Raw genomic sequence first — 16,243 nt, 5'->3', positions numbered from 1 at the left:
AATTGGAAGATTTGGCACGATGACAGCCCGCACCATTCTGCTTGTGGACGACGATGCGGACTTGCGCGAGACATTGGTCGAACAGCTTCGTCTCTATGACGAGTTCAATGTGATCGAAGGCGAGAATGCCAGCAAGGGTATAGCGACTGTCCGCGGCGAACATGTCGATCTCCTGATCATGGATGTTGGCCTGCCCGACATGGATGGACGCGAAGCGGTGAAGCTTCTGCGCAAGGGTGGTTTCAAGTCGCCGATCATCATGCTGACCGGCCACGACACGGATGCCGATACCATTCTCGGCCTCGAAGCCGGGGCCAATGACTATGTCACCAAGCCGTTCCGCTTCGCCGTCCTGCTCGCCCGCATCCGGGCGCAGCTCCGGCAATATGAGCAGAGCGAGGACGCCACGTTCAATGTCGGGCCCTATGTTTTCAAACCGGCGCAGAAGCTGCTCACCGATGCCGACGGCAAGAAGATCCGGCTGACCGAGAAGGAAGCGGCGATCATCCGCTATCTCTTCCGTGCCGGCCAGAAAGCCGTCACGCGCGACGAATTGCTGGAAGAAGTCTGGGGTTACAATTCCGGCGTCACCACGCATACGCTCGAAACGCATGTCTATCGCTTGCGGCAGAAAATCGAGAAAGATCCTTCCAATGCCGAGATTCTCGTGACTGAGAACGGCGGCTACAAGATCATCCCCTAGGACAACGGATGGGACTCCGCGAAGATATTGCGCTCCTGCAGGGACTGTCGATCTTCGACGGGCTGTCCGATGAATATCTGCGCCTGCTCGCCTTCGGTGCCGAGCGGCGCAGGCTGGAGCGTGGTCATGTCCTGTTCCGGGAGGGCGCGGCAGCGGACTGTGCCTTCGTGGTGCTGAGCGGGCAGCTCAAGCTGACGCGCGATCTGCCGTCGGGCAAGGATCGCGATATCGGCGAGGCCGGTCCCGGCTCGATGCTGACCGAGATCGCCATGATTTCCGATGCGACCAGGCACTTTACCGCGACAGCCGCGACCGAAAGTGAAGTAATGCGTATCAGCCGCGTCCTCTTCCACCGCATGCTGCAGGAATATCCTGAAGTTGCGATGGCCACCGAACGGCGGCTGCGCGAGAACTTTTCGCGCCTCACCGGCGCGCTGTCGGCGGCGACCGACCGTTTGGATCGTTGAAGACGTCGTGAAATCAAGGCCCCTCCTAAACCTTCCCCACAAGGGGGAGGGCTTAACCTCGCCGCTGCCTCGCATCCAACGCTACGTTTCAGCGGGCTGTGAGTTCTCGACGGGGCGAAAGACGCGCCGCCAATTAAGCCCTCCCGTTGTGGGTGGGGTTTGGGAGGGGTTTCTTGCGCAGCCGCTCCGCTTGCAATTCCACTGAAATTTGACAATGTTTCCTGTTATTCAACACTCAGGAGCCTTCATGGCGAAGAGCGACGGCAAAGGCCCAGCGAAAACCTCGGGCAAGGTCATTCCTTACCAGGATCCCCATGCCGTGCGCGACGTCAGGGTCAACAATCTCGAAATGGCGATCGGCCACGAGGTTCGCACCTTGCGAAAGAAGCTCGGCATTACTGGCTCCGACCTCGCCAATGCCACCGGCATCTCGCTCGGCATGCTGTCGAAGATCGAAAACGGCAATACCTCGCCCTCGCTCACCACGCTGCAGGCGCTGGCGCAGGCACTCGGCGTGCCGGTGACCGCCTTCTTCCGCCGCTTCGAGGAGGTGCGCAATGCGAGCTTTGTCAAGGCGGGGCAGGGCGTGGAGCTCGAACGCCGCGGCACCCGATCCGGCCATCAATACAATCTGCTCGGCCATATCGGCCAGAATGCCGCCGGCGTCGTGGTCGAGCCCTATCTCATCACGCTGACCGCCGATTCCGATGTGTTTCCGACCTTCCAGCACGAGGGCCTCGAATTTCTCTATATGCTCGAAGGCTCCGTTCAGTACCGCCACGGCGACCGGCTTTATCTGATGGAGCCAGGTGACAGCCTGTTCTTCGATGCCGATGCGCCGCATGGACCGGAGGTGCTGGAAAAGCTCCCGGCGCGCTACCTTTCCATCATTTGCTACCCGGACAAGGGTCAGCGCCGATAGGCCGCTCCCGGAAATTTTCTTTCATCACAGTTGAAAGTCTTTCTTGAGAGTGATAGCTGTGGAATGCGCAACAGGGGCATTTCATGGCCAGACGGCTGATCTCGACCGGATCTCCTTTCGAAAAGACCGCCGGCTATTCCCGTGCGGTCTCGGACGGCGATTTCTGTTGGGTGGCGGGCACGACCGGCTATGACTATGCGACCATGTCGATGTCTGAAAGCGTCGAGGATCAGACGCGCAACATCATGAAGACGATCGCGGCGGCGCTGGCCGAAGCCGACTTCTCCCTCACCGATGTCGTGCGCGCCAATTACTACATCACCGATGCCGCCTATGTTGACCGGGTCTTCCCGATCCTTGGCGAGTATTTCGGCGAGATCCGCCCGGCGGCCACCATGGTCGTCTGCGGCCTCAACAAGCCGGAAATGAAAATCGAAATCGAAGTCACGGCGCGCAAGCGCCCAGCCTGAAGGAGGCAAACCATGTGCGGAATTGCAGGCCTGTTCCTGAAGGACAAATCGCTGGAGCCCGAACTCGGCTCCATGCTGTCGGACATGCTGGTGACGCTGACCGACCGCGGACCGGACAGTGCCGGCATCGCCATCTATGGCAATAGCGGCGCCGGCGGCACGAAGATCACGGTCCAGTCGGCCAAGCCGGTGCGCGACTTCGCCCAGATCGGCTCCGCGCTTGCTGGCGTCGGCATCAAGAGTGACGTGCTAGTCAAGGATACCCATGCTGTTGTCACCGTGCCGCGCGACCGGGTCGATGCGGCGCGCGACGCGCTCTCCGCAATCAGCCCGCAGATCCGCATCATGGGCACCGGCGACGCTATCGAGATCTACAAGGAGACCGGCCTGCCGAAGGATGTCGTTTCCCGCTTCTCGATCCGGCAGATGTCCGGCACCCATGGCATCGCGCATAGCCGCATGGCGACGGAATCGGCCGTGACCACGCTCGGCGCGCATCCCTTCTCCACGGGCGCCGACCAGTGCCTGGTGCACAATGGCTCGCTGTCCAATCACAACAATCTGCGCCGTGAGCTGATCCGATCAGGCATGACCTTCGAGACCGAGAACGACACCGAGGTGGCCGCTGCCTACCTCACGGCCGAGATGGCCAAGGGCAAGAGCCTGGGCCAAGCGCTCGAAGGCACGATCCGCGATCTCGACGGCTTCTTCACCTTCGTCGTCGGCACCAAGAACGGTTTCGGCGTTGTCAGAGACCCGATCGCCTGCAAGCCCGCCGTCATGGCGGAGACAGACCGCTATGTCGCTTTTGGCTCAGAATATCGCGCGCTGGTCGGCCTGCCCGGCATCGCCAATGCCCGCGTCTGGGAGCCCGAGCCCGCCACCGTCTATTTCTGGGAACATTGAGCATGCCGGTCATCGACCTCTTGGAAACCACGCTTCGCGACCTCAACAGCCAGCTCCACAAGGTCGGGCCGGGCGCCAATGACCTGCATTTCGAAGTCACCAATCCCGGCGGCAGCCATTCGGTCGCTGTCGGCGTTGACCAGCCGGTCACGATCGATGTGCGCGGCTCGGTTGGCTACTATTGCGCCGGCATGAATGACGGCGCGACGATCAACGTCCACGGCTCCGCCGGCCCCGGCGTCGGCGAGAACATGATGAGCGGCACTGTTCGTATCAAGGGCGACGCCAGTCAATATGCCGGCGCAACCGGCCGTGGCGGCCTGCTGGTCATCGAAGGCAATGCAGCGTCGCGCTGCGGTATCTCGATGAAGGGCATCGATATCGTCGTCCATGGCAATATTGGCCATATGTCGGCTTTCATGGCGCAATCCGGCAATCTCGTCGTGCTCGGCGAAGCCGGCGATGCGCTGGGTGACTCGCTCTACGAAGCCCGCCTTTTCGTGCGCGGCCCGGTGAAGAGCCTCGGCGCCGATTGCGTGAAGAAGGAGATGCGGCCGGAGCATATCGAACTGCTCAAGGGCCTGCTCGCCCGTGCCGGCGTCGAGGGCGTCAGGCCGGAAGAGTTCACCCGCTACGGCTCGGCACGAAAGCTCTACAACTTCAACATCGACAATGCCGACCAGTATTGAGGGCGCGATGCCGAGAAACGCGTTACCCCACACCAAGCACGCCCAGGCATTCGCCTTTGGCTCATGCGGGCTTGCTATCCTCTCCCACAGGGGGAGAGGTAGGGTGCCAAGATCTCCGCCCTTCCTTGAGGCAAGGCGGTTGCTGCGAGTTTACCTCTCCCTTTGTGGGAGAGGATACGAAGGCCGGGTGAGCATAGCGAACCTCTGGCCGAAGTTGGTGAGGGGTGAACCCCGCCTGCACTCTGTTCTAGCAAAGGCCGGTTCATGACCTACCACAATCCGCCGACCACGCCGCGCAAGTCCGCCACCTTCGACGACTATACGCTGTCGGAAATCCGCCGCGCCGCGGCAACCGGCATCTATGATATCCGGGGCGCCGGCGCCAAGCGGAAGGTTCCGCATTTCGACGACCTGTTGTTCCTGGGTGCCTCGATCTCGCGCTATCCGCTGGAAGGCTACCGCGAAAGCTGCGGCACCAATGTCGTGCTCGGCTCTCGCTTCGCCAAGAAGCCGATCGAGCTGAAAATCCCGATCACGGTCGCCGGCATGAGCTTCGGCTCGCTGTCCGGCCCCGCCAAGGAAGCGCTGGGCCGTGGCGCCTCGCTCTCGGGCACCTCGACCACGACGGGCGACGGCGGCATGACCGAGGAAGAGCGCGGCCATTCCTCGATCCTGGTCTATCAGTATCTGCCCTCGCGCTATGGCATGAACCCGCGCGATCTCCGCCGCGCCGATGCGATCGAGGTCGTGGTCGGCCAGGGTGCCAAGCCAGGTGGCGGCGGAATGCTGCTCGGCCAGAAGATCTCTGACCGCGTCGCCGAAATGCGCACGCTGCCCAAGGGCATCGACCAGCGCTCGGCCTGCCGTCATCCCGACTGGACAGGTCCTGACGATCTTGAGATCAAGATCGGCGAACTCCGCGAAATCACTGATTGGGAAAAGCCGATCTATGTGAAGGTCGGCGGCGCACGCCCCTATTACGACACGGCTCTTGCCGTGAAATCCGGCGCCGATGTCGTCGTGCTCGATGGCATGCAGGGCGGCACGGCCGCCACGCAGGAAGTGTTCATCGAGAATGTCGGCCTGCCGACGCTCGCCTGCATTCGTCCGGCCGTTCAGGCGCTGCAGGATCTCGGCATGCATCGCAAGGTGCAGCTCATCGTCTCCGGCGGCATCCGCTCCGGCGCCGATGTCGCGAAAGCCTTGGCGCTCGGTGCCGACGCTGTGTCGATCGGCACCGCGGCGCTGGTCGCCATCGGCGACAATGATCCGCGCTGGGAGGCCGAATACAATGCGCTCGGCACGACCTCGGGCGCCTATGACGACTGGCACGAAGGCAAGGATCCGGCGGGTATCACGACGCAGGATCCGGAGCTCTCGAAGCGGCTCGATCCCGTCGCCGCCGGTCGCCGCCTCGCCAACTATCTCAAGGTGATGACGCTTGAGGCGCAGACCATCGCGCGCGCCTGCGGCAAGAACCATGTCCACAATCTCGAACCCGAAGACCTCTGCGCGCTGACCATCGAAGCATCGGCCATGGCGCAGGTGCCTCTCGCCGGCACGAACTGGATACCCGGGAAGGGCGGCTTCTGAGATGGGGCATCACACGGCCACGGTTGTTTGGGAGCGGGCGCCCGGCGATCCGTTCACCGGCAACCGTTTCGGCCGTGGCCATCAATGGTCCTTCGATGGCGGGCTCACGATCCGGGCGTCTTCGTCGCCCAGCGTGGTGCCACGCTTTTCAGATCCTGCTGGCGTCGATCCGGAAGAGGCTTTCGTTGCCAGCCTTTCTTCCTGTCATATGATGACGTTTCTCTATCTCGCCGCCAAGCGCGGCCTCGTCGTCAATCGCTACGAGGACGCCGCGGAAGGCGAGCTCACCAAGAATGAATCCGGCCGCTTCTGGCTGAGTCGGGTCACGCTGAGGCCACGCATCGACTGGGATGGTGCGCTGCCTGATGCGACGACCCGGGACGAATTGCATCACCTGGCGCATGAGGAATGCTTCATCGCCAATTCGGTCCGCACCGAGGTGAGGTGCGAACCGATCGAAGAATAAGAAGGGATACCCTTCGCATCGATAAAAGGGGAACTGCCATGACGATCGACCTCGAAGCCTGGGCCAAGGAACGGGCCGTCAAATATTTCATGATCAGCTTTACCGATCTCTTCGGTGCGCAGCGGGCGAAGCTCGTTCCGACCGCCGCGATCAAGGGCATGCAGGAAGAAGGTGCCGGCTTTGCCGGTTTCGCGACCTGGCTCGACATGAGTCCGGCCCATCCGGATCTATTCGCCCGGCCGGATGCGTCCTCGGTCATCCAGCTTCCATGGAAGAAGGAAACCGCCTGGGTCGCCGCCGATTGCTGGATGGACGACAAGCTCGTCAGCCAGGCCCCGCGCAATACGCTCAAGCGCCTCGTCGGCGAGGCCGCGGCCAAGGGGCTCCGGGTCAAGACCGGCGTCGAGCCGGAATTCTTCCTGATCTCGCCCGACGGCTCGAAAATATCAGACGAATACGACAATGCCGAAAAGCCCTGCTACGACCAGCAGGCGCTGCTGCGCCGCTACGATGTGATATCAGAGATCTGCGACCATATGCTGTCGCTCGGCTGGAAGCCCTACCAGAACGACCATGAAGACGCGAACGGCCAGTTCGAAATGAACTGGGAATATGACGACGCGCTCGAAACCGCCGACAAGCACTCGTTCTTCAAGTTCATGGTCAAATCCGTGGCCGAGAAGCATGGCCTGCGCGCGACCTTCATGCCCAAACCCTTCAAGGGCCTGACCGGCAACGGTTGCCACGCCCATATCTCGGTCTGGAACACCGACGGCACCAGGAACGCGTTCGCCGACAGCGCCGCCCATTTCGGCCTCTCCGGCGACGGCCGCAACTTCCTCGGCGGTATCATGAAGCATGCCGCGGCGCTGGCCGCGATCACCAATCCGACGGTCAATTCCTACAAGCGCATCAACGCGCCGCGCACCATCTCCGGTGCCACCTGGTCGCCGAACACGGTCACCTGGACCGGCAACAATCGCACCCACATGGTGCGCGTGCCCGGCCCCGGCCGCTTCGAGCTCCGCCTGCCCGACGGCGCGGTCAACCCCTACCTGCTGCAGTCCGTCATCATCGCCGCCGGCCTCGACGGTCTCAACACCAAGGCCGATCCCGGCCCGCATTCCGATGTCGACATGTATGCCGAGGGTCACACCGTCAAGAACGCTATCCGCCTGCCGCTCAACCTGCTCGATGCGCTCAGGGAATACGACAAGGACGAGTTCCTGAAAGAGGCGATGGGCACGGAATTCTCCACGGCTTATCTCAAGCTCAAGCACATCGAGTGGAATGCCTATGCGGCGCATTTCACCGAGTGGGAGCGGTCGACGACGCTGGATATTTGAGTCATTGATCCCATATTGGGAGCATGATATCATATAGCGATGAGAATTATTGCCCGCCGGACCCTGCGCGAATTCGTCGATGGTCTTGCGGGCCATAAGGACCAGCGGGCGGCAAAGGCGGCGCTGGATGCCTGGTTCGATGAAGTCATCAAGGCAAGCTGGCGGGCGTCAGCCGATGTGACGCGCCTCTATGCCACCGCGAGCATCGTGAGCGCTGATCGTATGGTCTTCAACATCAAGGGCAACGACTATCGATTGGTCGTTGCCGTGGACTACGAGAAGGCCATCGTCTGGATCGAGTGGATCGGTACTCACAAGGCATATGACAGGATCAATGTGATTGAGGTCGAACATGGCAACTGAGTTGAAGCCCATCCGGACCGAAGCTGACTATGAGGCTGCACTCGAAGAGGTCGGACGCCTTTGGGGCTCGAAATCTGGCAGTGCCGAAGGCGACCGTCTCGATGTGCTGGCAACTCTCGTTGACGTCTACGAGGCGCAGCACTACCCGATGGATCCACCCGATCCGATCGAGGCGATTCGCTTTCGCATGGAACAGCAGGGCCTTACGCGCAAGGATCTCGAGCCGCTGATTGGCAATCGCGGCCGCGTCGCAGAGGTCATGAACCGCAAGCGGGGGCTCTCCATCGAGATGATCCGGAATCTGCACGAGCAACTGGGAATATCGGCCGAAATTCTGATCCGTTCAACACGCGGTGCCGCAGCGTGATCACATCATTTGACGCAGTGCACAAATGCATGTCGTTTCCGGACGCGCGATCCCGAAACACATCATGAAACATCACGGACGCCCGGGATCGCTGCGGTCCAATGATATTTTTGCGACTTTTTTCATCCAAGGGGCGACCGCCCCTTGTCATGCTTTCTAGCCGGAGATAAGGGCGCTTTGGACTTCTATTTCGCAACGCAAAACGCATAGGCACATCCATGACCACTCCCGAGAAGAGCTTCGTTCTGACCGTTAGCTGTACGTCGACCCGCGGCATCGTTGCGGCGATCTCGGGTTTCCTCGCGGAAAAGGGTTGTTACATCATCGACTCCAGCCAGTTCGATGACGTCGAGACCGGCTTGTTCTTCATGCGCATCACCTTCACCAGCCAGGAAGGCGCCACGATCGAGGACATCAGCAAGGCCTTCGAGCCCGTGAAGGCGAAGTTCGCCATGACCCATGAATTCCACGACAGCGATCAAAAGATGAAAGTGCTGTTGATGGTCTCGCGTTTCGGCCATTGCCTCAACGACCTGCTCTACCGCTGGAAGATCGGCGCGCTGCCGATCGATATTGTCGGCGTCGTCTCGAACCACTTCGATTACCAGAAGGTCGTCGTCAACCACGACATCCCCTTCCACCACGTCAATGTCACCAAGGCCAACAAGCCGCAGGCCGAAGCGCGGCTGATGGACATCGTCGTGAGCTCCGGCGCCGACCTGATCGTGCTGGCGCGCTACATGCAGGTTCTTTCCGACGACGTCTGCAAGAGGATGAGCGGCCGGATCATCAACATCCACCACTCCTTCCTGCCCTCCTTCAAGGGTGCGAACCCCTACAAGCAGGCCTATGAGCGCGGCGTGAAGCTGATCGGTGCCACCGCACACTATGTCACCGAGGATCTTGACGAAGGTCCGATCATCGAACAGGACGTCGCCCGCATCACCCATGCGCAGTCAGCCGCGGACTATGTCTCGATCGGCCGCGACGTCGAGAGCCAGGTGCTGGCCCGTGCTGTGCATGCCCATATCCATCACCGTGTGTTCATGAACGGCAACAAGACAATCGTCTTCCCGGCCAGCCCCGGTTCCTACGCCTCCGAGCGCATGGGTTGATTCGCGTCACAAGATCAGGCGTTTCCGCTTTGTTTCTTCATCGGCTGGCTCGGCCAGCCGATGGGCAAGCGTAAAACCTGTGCTAAAACTTCAGGTTTTGAAGATTTTTCTTCGCGCATTCGCTGAATCCAAAACGGATGGCGCTTCCGCATTCGACGCCAAACCGATATTTTGCGAAGAGCTGGCCCTATTATTTCCGCAAGATTTACGGAATTTCGGCAAAGTCGTTCGAATTATCGCAGCTCTCCAGGGGCGAAGGAGCGACTTGCCGGCTATAGGGCGCCATTGACCTCCGCGGCTCCCGGGCATAGTTCTCCCTCATCGCTTTACTATGAATTTTAAGGGGAATGCGTGTGCGCGTGAACGATATTATGCGCTATCTCGTGGCCATCGGGGAGGTCCCGAGCCGCGATCTGGCGATCAGGGAGTTTGAGCACCTGATCGATGCGTTCGGCTACGAATATTATTGCTTCTTTCACGAGCCCAAACCGATCGAGAACCCGGCGCAGTTGATCATCGCGGCAAACTGGGAGAAGCACTGGATCGAGCGCTACGTTGCCAAGAAATACATCGTCAACGATCCGACCATCAAATATCTGCTGCGGGCGAACAAGAGTTTCTCCTGGGCACATGCGGCCGAAGCCTATGAGGGACATCCACATTACGGGCGCATGCAGAAGATGATGCAGGATGGCAAGGCGCATGGTCTCGTCTCCGGCCACATCTTTCCAGTCTTCGGCCGCAATGGCCTGCTGGGCGCGACGACGCTTGGCGGGCCGACGGAGATCGAGCTCTCTCCAGCCGAAATCATGCTGCTTGAGACCGTGACGCGCGCCACCTATTTCCGGCTCCTCGAATTCGAGGGTACGCGCTATGTCAACAAGATCGGCGACGGCAAGGATGTCGTCCTCACCCATCGCGAAGTGCAGGCGCTGAGCAACATGGCCGATGGCATGACCTCGCCGGAGATCGCCGAAGTGCTGAAGGTCGCCTCGACGACAGTCGACTGGTATGGCGCCAGCGTCCAGGAGAAGCTCGACGCGAAGAACCGTATCCATGCCGTCGCGATTGCGATCCGCAAGGGCCTGATCCCCTGAGCTTCGCCTTCGGCCTCCAGGGAAACGTCAGTCGAATGTGACGAAATTGCGTCAAATCAAAATTGACATTGCTGCAGGTCGCGTTAAGACTTTTCGCGGATGCAATAAAAATGACGCCCTGCACAACGTGCTGGCGGAAAGAGAATTTCCGCAGTCGCGTTGCGGCCGCAATGTCATGTGCGGATAGGGTTCATTGCGCCCGAGGAGTATAGTTTCAGCCTGAGGGAGCGCGGCCTTGCCGATCAAGAAGATTCTCGTCGCCAATCGTTCGGAAATCGCAATCCGCGTCTTCCGTGCCGCCAATGAACTCGGGATTGCGACAGTGGCGATCTGGGCGGAGGAAGACAAACTCGCGCTCCATCGCTTCAAGGCCGATGAATCCTATCAGGTCGGCCGCGGCCCGCATCTCGAGCGCGACCTCGGCCCGATCGAGAGCTATCTCTCGATCGACGAGGTGATCCGTGTCGCCAAGCTGTCGGGCGCCGACGCCATCCATCCCGGCTATGGCCTGCTTTCTGAAAGCCCGGAATTCGTCGATGCCTGCGATGCTGCGGGCATCATCTTCATCGGCCCGCGGCCGCCGACGATGCGCCAGCTCGGCAACAAGGTCGCCGCGCGCAATCTGGCGATTTCCATCGGCGTGCCGGTCGTGCCGGCGACTGAACCGCTCCCGGATGACGAGACGGAAATCCACCGTCTTGCCAACGAGATCGGATACCCGATCATGCTCAAGGCGTCCTGGGGCGGCGGCGGTCGTGGCATGCGCGCCATCCGCGATCCGAAGGATCTCATCCGCGAAGTGACGGAAGCCAAGCGCGAGGCCAAGGCCGCTTTCGGCAAGGACGAAGTCTATCTCGAAAAGCTCGTCGAACGCGCCCGCCATGTTGAGAGCCAGATCCTCGGCGATACGCATGGCAATGTCGTGCATCTCTTCGAGCGCGACTGTTCTGTCCAGCGCCGTAACCAGAAGGTCGTGGAGCGGGCGCCGGCGCCCTATCTGAGCGAAGCCCAGCGCGCCGAACTCGCCGCCTATTCGCTGAAGATCGCCAAGTCCACGGATTATGTCGGTGCCGGCACCGTCGAATATCTGATGGATATGGACTCGGGCAAATTCTACTTCATCGAAGTCAATCCGCGTATCCAGGTCGAGCATACAGTCACCGAACAGGTGACCGGCATCGACATCGTCAAGGCGCAGATCCATATCCTCGACGGCTTCGCCATCGGCACGCCTGAATCGGGTGTTCCCAGGCAGGAGGATATCCGGCTCAACGGTCATGCACTGCAGTGCCGCATCACGACCGAAGACCCGGAACAGAACTTCATCCCCGATTACGGCCGCATCACCGCCTATCGCGGTGCGACCGGTTTCGGTATCCGCCTCGATGGCGGCACCGCCTATTCCGGCGCGGTCATCACCCGCTTCTATGATCCGCTGCTCGAGAAGGTCACCGCCTGGGCGCCGACGCCGATCGAAGCCATCAAGCGCATGGAACGTGCGCTGCGCGAATTCCGCATCCGCGGCGTCGCCACCAACCTGACCTTCCTGGAAGCGATCATCACGCATCCGGCCTTCCAGAACAACACCTATACGACCCGCTTCATCGACACGACGCCCGAGCTATTCGCGCAGGTCAAGCGGCAGGACCGTGCGACGAAGCTGTTGACCTATCTCGCAGACGTCACCGTCAATGGCCATCCCGAGGCCAAGGGCCGCGCCCGCCCGCCGAAGGATGCGGCACTTCCGGTCGTGCCCTTCATCGACCAGCCGGTCCAGCCAGGGACCAAGCAGATGCTCGACGAACTCGGCCCGGCGAAGTTCGCCCAGTGGATGGTCGACCAGAAGCGCGTGCTGATGACCGATACGACGATGCGCGACGGCCACCAGTCGCTGCTCGCCACGCGCGTCCGCACCTTCGATATTGCAAACATCGCCTCGACCTATGCCAAGGCGCTGCCGAATCTCTTCTCGCTGGAATGCTGGGGCGGCGCAACCTTCGACGTTTCCATGCGCTTCCTCACCGAAGATCCGTGGGAACGCCTCGCACTGATCCGCGAGAATGCACCAAACTTCCTGCTGCAGATGCTGCTGCGCGGCGCCAACGGCGTCGGCTACAAGAACTACCCCGACAATGTCGTGAAATATTTCGTTCGCCAGGCGGCGAAGGGTGGCATCGATCTCTTCCGCGTCTTCGACTGCCTGAACTGGGTGGAGAACATGCGCGTCTCGATGGACGCTGTGGCCGAGGAGAACAAGCTCTGCGAAGCGGCGATCTGCTATACCGGCGACATTCTCAACTCCGCCCGGCCGAAATACGATCTGAAATACTACGTCAATCTGGCCAAGGAACTGGAGGCTGCGGGCGCCCATATCATTGCGCTCAAGGACATGGCCGGCCTGCTCAAGCCGCAGGCCGCGCGCATGTTGTTCCGCGAGCTCAAGCAGGCGACGTCGCTGCCGATCCATTTCCACACCCATGACACATCGGGCATCGCCGCAGCGACGGTGCTGGCGGCTGTGGAGGCCGGCGTCGATGTCGTCGATGCGGCCATGGACGCGCTTTCGGGCAACACGTCCCAGCCCTGCCTCGGCTCGATCGTCGAGGCGCTCAAGGGGGCCGAACGCGATCCGGGGCTCGATCCGGAATGGATTCGCCGCATCTCCTTCTATTGGGAAGCCGTGCGCACGCAGTACGCTGCCTTCGAAAGCGACCTCAAAGGGCCTGCCTCGGAAGTCTATCTGCACGAAATGCCGGGTGGCCAGTTCACCAACCTCAAGGAACAGGCCCGTTCGCTCGGCCTCGAGACCCGCTGGCACAAGGTGGCGCAGGCCTATGCCGACGCCAACCAGATGTTCGGCGATATCGTCAAGGTCACGCCGTCCTCGAAGGTAGTCGGCGACATGGCGCTGATGATGGTGAGCCAGGACCTCACCGTCGCTGATGTGGTCAATCCGGCCAAGGACGTCTCCTTCCCCGAATCGGTCGTCTCCATGCTCAAGGGCGATCTCGGCCAGCCCCCGGGCGGCTGGCCAGAGGCGCTGCAGAAGAAGGCGCTCAAGGGTGAAGCGGCCTACACAGTGCGTCCGGGTTCGCTGCTTCCTGCTGCGGATCTCGACAAGGAACGGAAGGACATCGAGACCAAGCTCGAACGCAAGGTCAGCGATTTCGAGTTCGCTTCTTATCTGATGTACCCGAAGGTCTTCACCGACTTCGCGATCGCCTTCGACACCTATGGCCCGGTCTCGACGCTGCCGACACCGTCCTATTTCTATGGCCTCGAAGCCGGCGAGGAACTCTTCGTCGATATCGAACGCGGCAAGACGCTCGTCGTCATAAACCAGGCCCAGGGCGAGACCGACCAGAAGGGCATGGTGACCATGTTCTTCGAACTGAACGGCCAACCGCGCCGCATCAAGGTGCCGGACCGGGCGCACGGCGCGACCAACGGCGCGGTGCGTCGCAAGGTCGAAATCGGCAATGCCACCCAGGTCGGCGCGCCGATGCCGGGCGTCATCTCGACGGTTGCGGTGGCTGCCGGCCAGCAGGTCAAGGCGGGCGACGTGCTGCTGTCGATCGAGGCAATGAAGATGGAAACCGCGCTGCACGCCGAAAAGGATGGCACGGTCGCCGAAGTGCTGGTGAAGGCCGGCGACCAGATCGATGCCAAGGATCTGCTGATCGTTTTCGGCTGACGATGGCGGGCGGGCGGCTTCTTCCGCCAAGGTGTCGCGTGCAGCGTTGAGGCGCGGTCGCATGCGGATATCACGTGAGGCGAGCTGCTTACTCCCCCTTCTCCCCTTGGGGAGAAGGGGCGAGCCGCGCCCTCGCTAATGCACCGCCAAAGCCTGACGCCCCAAAATCCTTCACTTTCGATTCACGATATCGGCAACAATTTCCGGCTGCTTGCCTGAATATCGTCAATTTTAATCAACTTTTCAGTGCCTGCCGCCAGAGTTCGCGCACGTTCCAACGGCAAACTCTGGACATGACCATGAGCCACGACCGGACTGACTCGCTGGCGACCGAAAGTTCGGTCACCCGTTTCCGCTACCAGACACTGGCGATCGCAGGTGTGACGCTGGCACTTTTCTTCCTCGCCGCGTCGAACAATTTCTATCGGGTGCTGCAGGCCTGGATGAACGGCGAACCGTGGTTGACGACGGGCCAGAAGATGCGGGACATCGGCATTGAGCTGGTCATCCGGCCGGAAACGGCATCGGCCGCGAGCCTCGATAATCTCCTGACCTTCGGCATCTTCGCCAGCCTCGGCCTGTCCGCCTTCGCCTTCCAGCAATCCTGGCGTCTCAGGAAGGCGTTGGAGCGCCAGCAGCTTGCCGAGCATGAAAGCCTGCGTCTTGCCATGCATGACCCGCTTACGGGTCTGCCGAACCGCCGCAACTTCGAAGCCTTCGGGGCCAAGTTCCTCGCCGAGAAGGCGATGTTCGAGCGCCGCTCGCTGATGGTCATCGATCTCGATCATTTCAAACCGGTCAACGACATCTATGGTCATGCCGCGGGCGACAAGGTGCTGGTCGACTATGCCGGCCGCATCGAGAAGCAATTTCCGGGCGGCATGGTTGCGCGCTTCGGCGGTGACGAATTCGCCGTCATTTCACCGCCGCTCGCCAATGACAGCGAGGCGAATGGCTATGCCCGTGCCTGCATATCAGGCATTTCCGAACCCTTCCATTTCAACGACGCAGTGCTGCATCTCGGCGCTTCGGTCGGTGTCGCCATGTTCGGTAAGGATGGCGATTCCATCGGCGAAGTCATGCGCCGCGCCGACATCGCGCTCTACAAGGCCAAGCATGCCGGCCGCCACCAGGTCGCCTTCTTCGAAGAAGAGCTGGAAAACGATATCCGCGAACGCAACTGGATGGAATCGGAGCTTGCCAAGGCGGTTCGCGATGGCGACATCATTCCGTTCTTCCAGCCCATCGTCGACCTCTCGACCCGGGCGATCATCGGCTACGAGGCGCTCGCCCGCTGGCGCCATGCCGAGCGCGGTCTCATCAGCCCGATGGATTTCATCCCTGTCGCCGAGTCCTGCGGCCTGATTTCACAGATCGGCGAACAAATCCTGCGCAAGTCGAGCGAGGCTGCGCTCAACTGGCCGTCGCATGTGAAACTCTCGATCAATCTCTCGCCGGTCCAGCTGCGCGAGAAGACGCTCGGCCTCAAGATCACCAGTATCCTTGGTGAGACTGGCCTGCCACCGCATCGGCTCGAAGTCGAGATCACCGAAAACGCTTTGGTCGCCGACCTTGAGACGGCACGCGAGACGATCGACCAGCTTCGCGCCGCCGGCATTGCCGTGGCACTCGACGATTTCGGCACCGGCTGCTCGACACTCCAGCATCTCAGGTCCTGCAAGTTCGACAAGCTCAAGATCGACCGCAGCTTCGTTGCCTCCATGCAGAACGATGAAAGCCGTCTGATCATCGATGCGATCCTGTCGCTCTCCCGCAGTTTCGGAATCCGCTGCACCGCCGAGGGTATCGAGGAACAGGCCGAGCTCGACGCGCTGACCGGCTGGGGCTGCACGGAGGGCCAGGGCTACCTCTTCGGCAGGCCGACCGAGGCTGTGGTCCACGCATCAGAGAGCCAGGCGGCCTGATCGTCTTCTTCGGCGGCGCACCGTCGTCCCCTCATGGCATCCGGACATCCGGAACGACCAGGAACTGGGTTGGTCGGCACAATCGATGCAGCGTTGCGTGCTACATTCCTGATCTCCAAC

15 protein-coding genes are annotated in these 16,243 nt (G+C 61.1%); all 15 read left to right on the top strand.

The features are described from left to right. Positions 1 to 19: 19 nt before the first annotated feature. The 15 genes from AC2YI2_RS27220 to AC2YI2_RS27150 all read left to right on the top strand — a co-directional run bounded on the left by AC2YI2_RS27220 (position 20) and on the right by AC2YI2_RS27150 (position 16,123). Positions 20 to 703 (top strand): response regulator transcription factor, encoded by a 684-nt coding sequence (locus tag AC2YI2_RS27220; RefSeq protein WP_487389669.1) that lies wholly within the window; start codon positions 20 to 22, stop codon positions 701 to 703. A gap of 8 nt (positions 704 to 711) precedes the next feature. Next, the gene (locus tag AC2YI2_RS27215) at positions 712 to 1,170 is read left to right on the top strand and encodes a cyclic nucleotide-binding domain-containing protein (protein ID WP_487389668.1); all 459 of its coding nucleotides are present in this window, start codon (positions 712 to 714) and stop codon (positions 1,168 to 1,170) included. A gap of 247 nt (positions 1,171 to 1,417) precedes the next feature. Next, positions 1,418 to 2,092 (top strand): helix-turn-helix domain-containing protein, encoded by a 675-nt coding sequence (locus tag AC2YI2_RS27210; RefSeq protein WP_487389667.1) that lies wholly within the window; start codon positions 1,418 to 1,420, stop codon positions 2,090 to 2,092. Between the two features lie 83 nt (positions 2,093 to 2,175). After that, complete coding sequence (locus tag AC2YI2_RS27205) at positions 2,176 to 2,562, top strand: RidA family protein (protein WP_487389666.1); 387 nt, start codon at positions 2,176 to 2,178, stop codon at positions 2,560 to 2,562. A 12-nt stretch (positions 2,563 to 2,574) separates the two neighbouring features. Further along, positions 2,575 to 3,468 (top strand): class II glutamine amidotransferase, encoded by an 894-nt coding sequence (locus tag AC2YI2_RS27200; protein WP_487389665.1) that lies wholly within the window; start codon positions 2,575 to 2,577, stop codon positions 3,466 to 3,468. A gap of 2 nt (positions 3,469 to 3,470) precedes the next feature. Beyond that, on the top strand, positions 3,471 to 4,157 hold the full coding sequence (locus AC2YI2_RS27195; protein WP_487389664.1) for a GltB/FmdC/FwdC-like GXGXG domain-containing protein: 687 nt from the start codon (positions 3,471 to 3,473) through the stop codon (positions 4,155 to 4,157). Between the two features lie 264 nt (positions 4,158 to 4,421). After that, on the top strand, positions 4,422 to 5,750 hold the full coding sequence (locus AC2YI2_RS27190; protein ID WP_487389663.1) for an FMN-binding glutamate synthase family protein: 1,329 nt from the start codon (positions 4,422 to 4,424) through the stop codon (positions 5,748 to 5,750). Position 5,751: 1 nt separating this feature from the next. Beyond that, positions 5,752 to 6,216, top strand: coding sequence for an OsmC family protein (locus AC2YI2_RS27185; protein ID WP_487389662.1), 465 nt, complete (start codon positions 5,752 to 5,754; stop codon positions 6,214 to 6,216). Between the two features lie 38 nt (positions 6,217 to 6,254). Beyond that, positions 6,255 to 7,562, top strand: a complete 1,308-nt coding sequence (gene glnT / locus AC2YI2_RS27180) for a type III glutamate--ammonia ligase (protein ID WP_487389661.1) — start codon at positions 6,255 to 6,257, stop codon at positions 7,560 to 7,562. Between the two features lie 39 nt (positions 7,563 to 7,601). Further along, positions 7,602 to 7,925 (top strand): type II toxin-antitoxin system HigB family toxin, encoded by a 324-nt coding sequence (locus AC2YI2_RS27175; RefSeq protein ID WP_487389660.1) that lies wholly within the window; start codon positions 7,602 to 7,604, stop codon positions 7,923 to 7,925. Further along, positions 7,915 to 8,292, top strand: a complete 378-nt coding sequence (locus tag AC2YI2_RS27170; protein ID WP_487389659.1) for a helix-turn-helix domain-containing protein — start codon at positions 7,915 to 7,917, stop codon at positions 8,290 to 8,292. Before AC2YI2_RS27175 ends, AC2YI2_RS27170 begins: the two co-directional genes overlap by 11 nt. Before the next feature lie 218 nt (positions 8,293 to 8,510). After that, a complete protein-coding gene (gene purU, locus AC2YI2_RS27165) occupies positions 8,511 to 9,407 on the top strand; it encodes a formyltetrahydrofolate deformylase (RefSeq protein ID WP_487389658.1) in 897 nt (298 codons plus the stop codon). Between the two features lie 359 nt (positions 9,408 to 9,766). Further along, positions 9,767 to 10,504: a helix-turn-helix transcriptional regulator gene (locus AC2YI2_RS27160; protein WP_487389657.1), complete on the top strand. Its 738-nt coding sequence runs from the start codon at positions 9,767 to 9,769 to the stop codon at positions 10,502 to 10,504. A gap of 235 nt (positions 10,505 to 10,739) precedes the next feature. Continuing rightward, on the top strand, positions 10,740 to 14,198 hold the full coding sequence (gene pyc / locus AC2YI2_RS27155; RefSeq protein WP_487389656.1) for a pyruvate carboxylase: 3,459 nt from the start codon (positions 10,740 to 10,742) through the stop codon (positions 14,196 to 14,198). 299 nt (positions 14,199 to 14,497) lie between these two features. Then, complete coding sequence (locus tag AC2YI2_RS27150) at positions 14,498 to 16,123, top strand: putative bifunctional diguanylate cyclase/phosphodiesterase (RefSeq protein ID WP_487389655.1); 1,626 nt, start codon at positions 14,498 to 14,500, stop codon at positions 16,121 to 16,123. The last annotated feature ends 120 nt before the right edge of the window (positions 16,124 to 16,243 follow it).

The sequence above is a fragment of the Rhizobium sp. SRI_017 genome (assembly GCF_057586295.1).
Note: the sequence above shows the minus strand (reverse complement) of the source record. Positions and strands in the feature narration are given on the sequence as shown.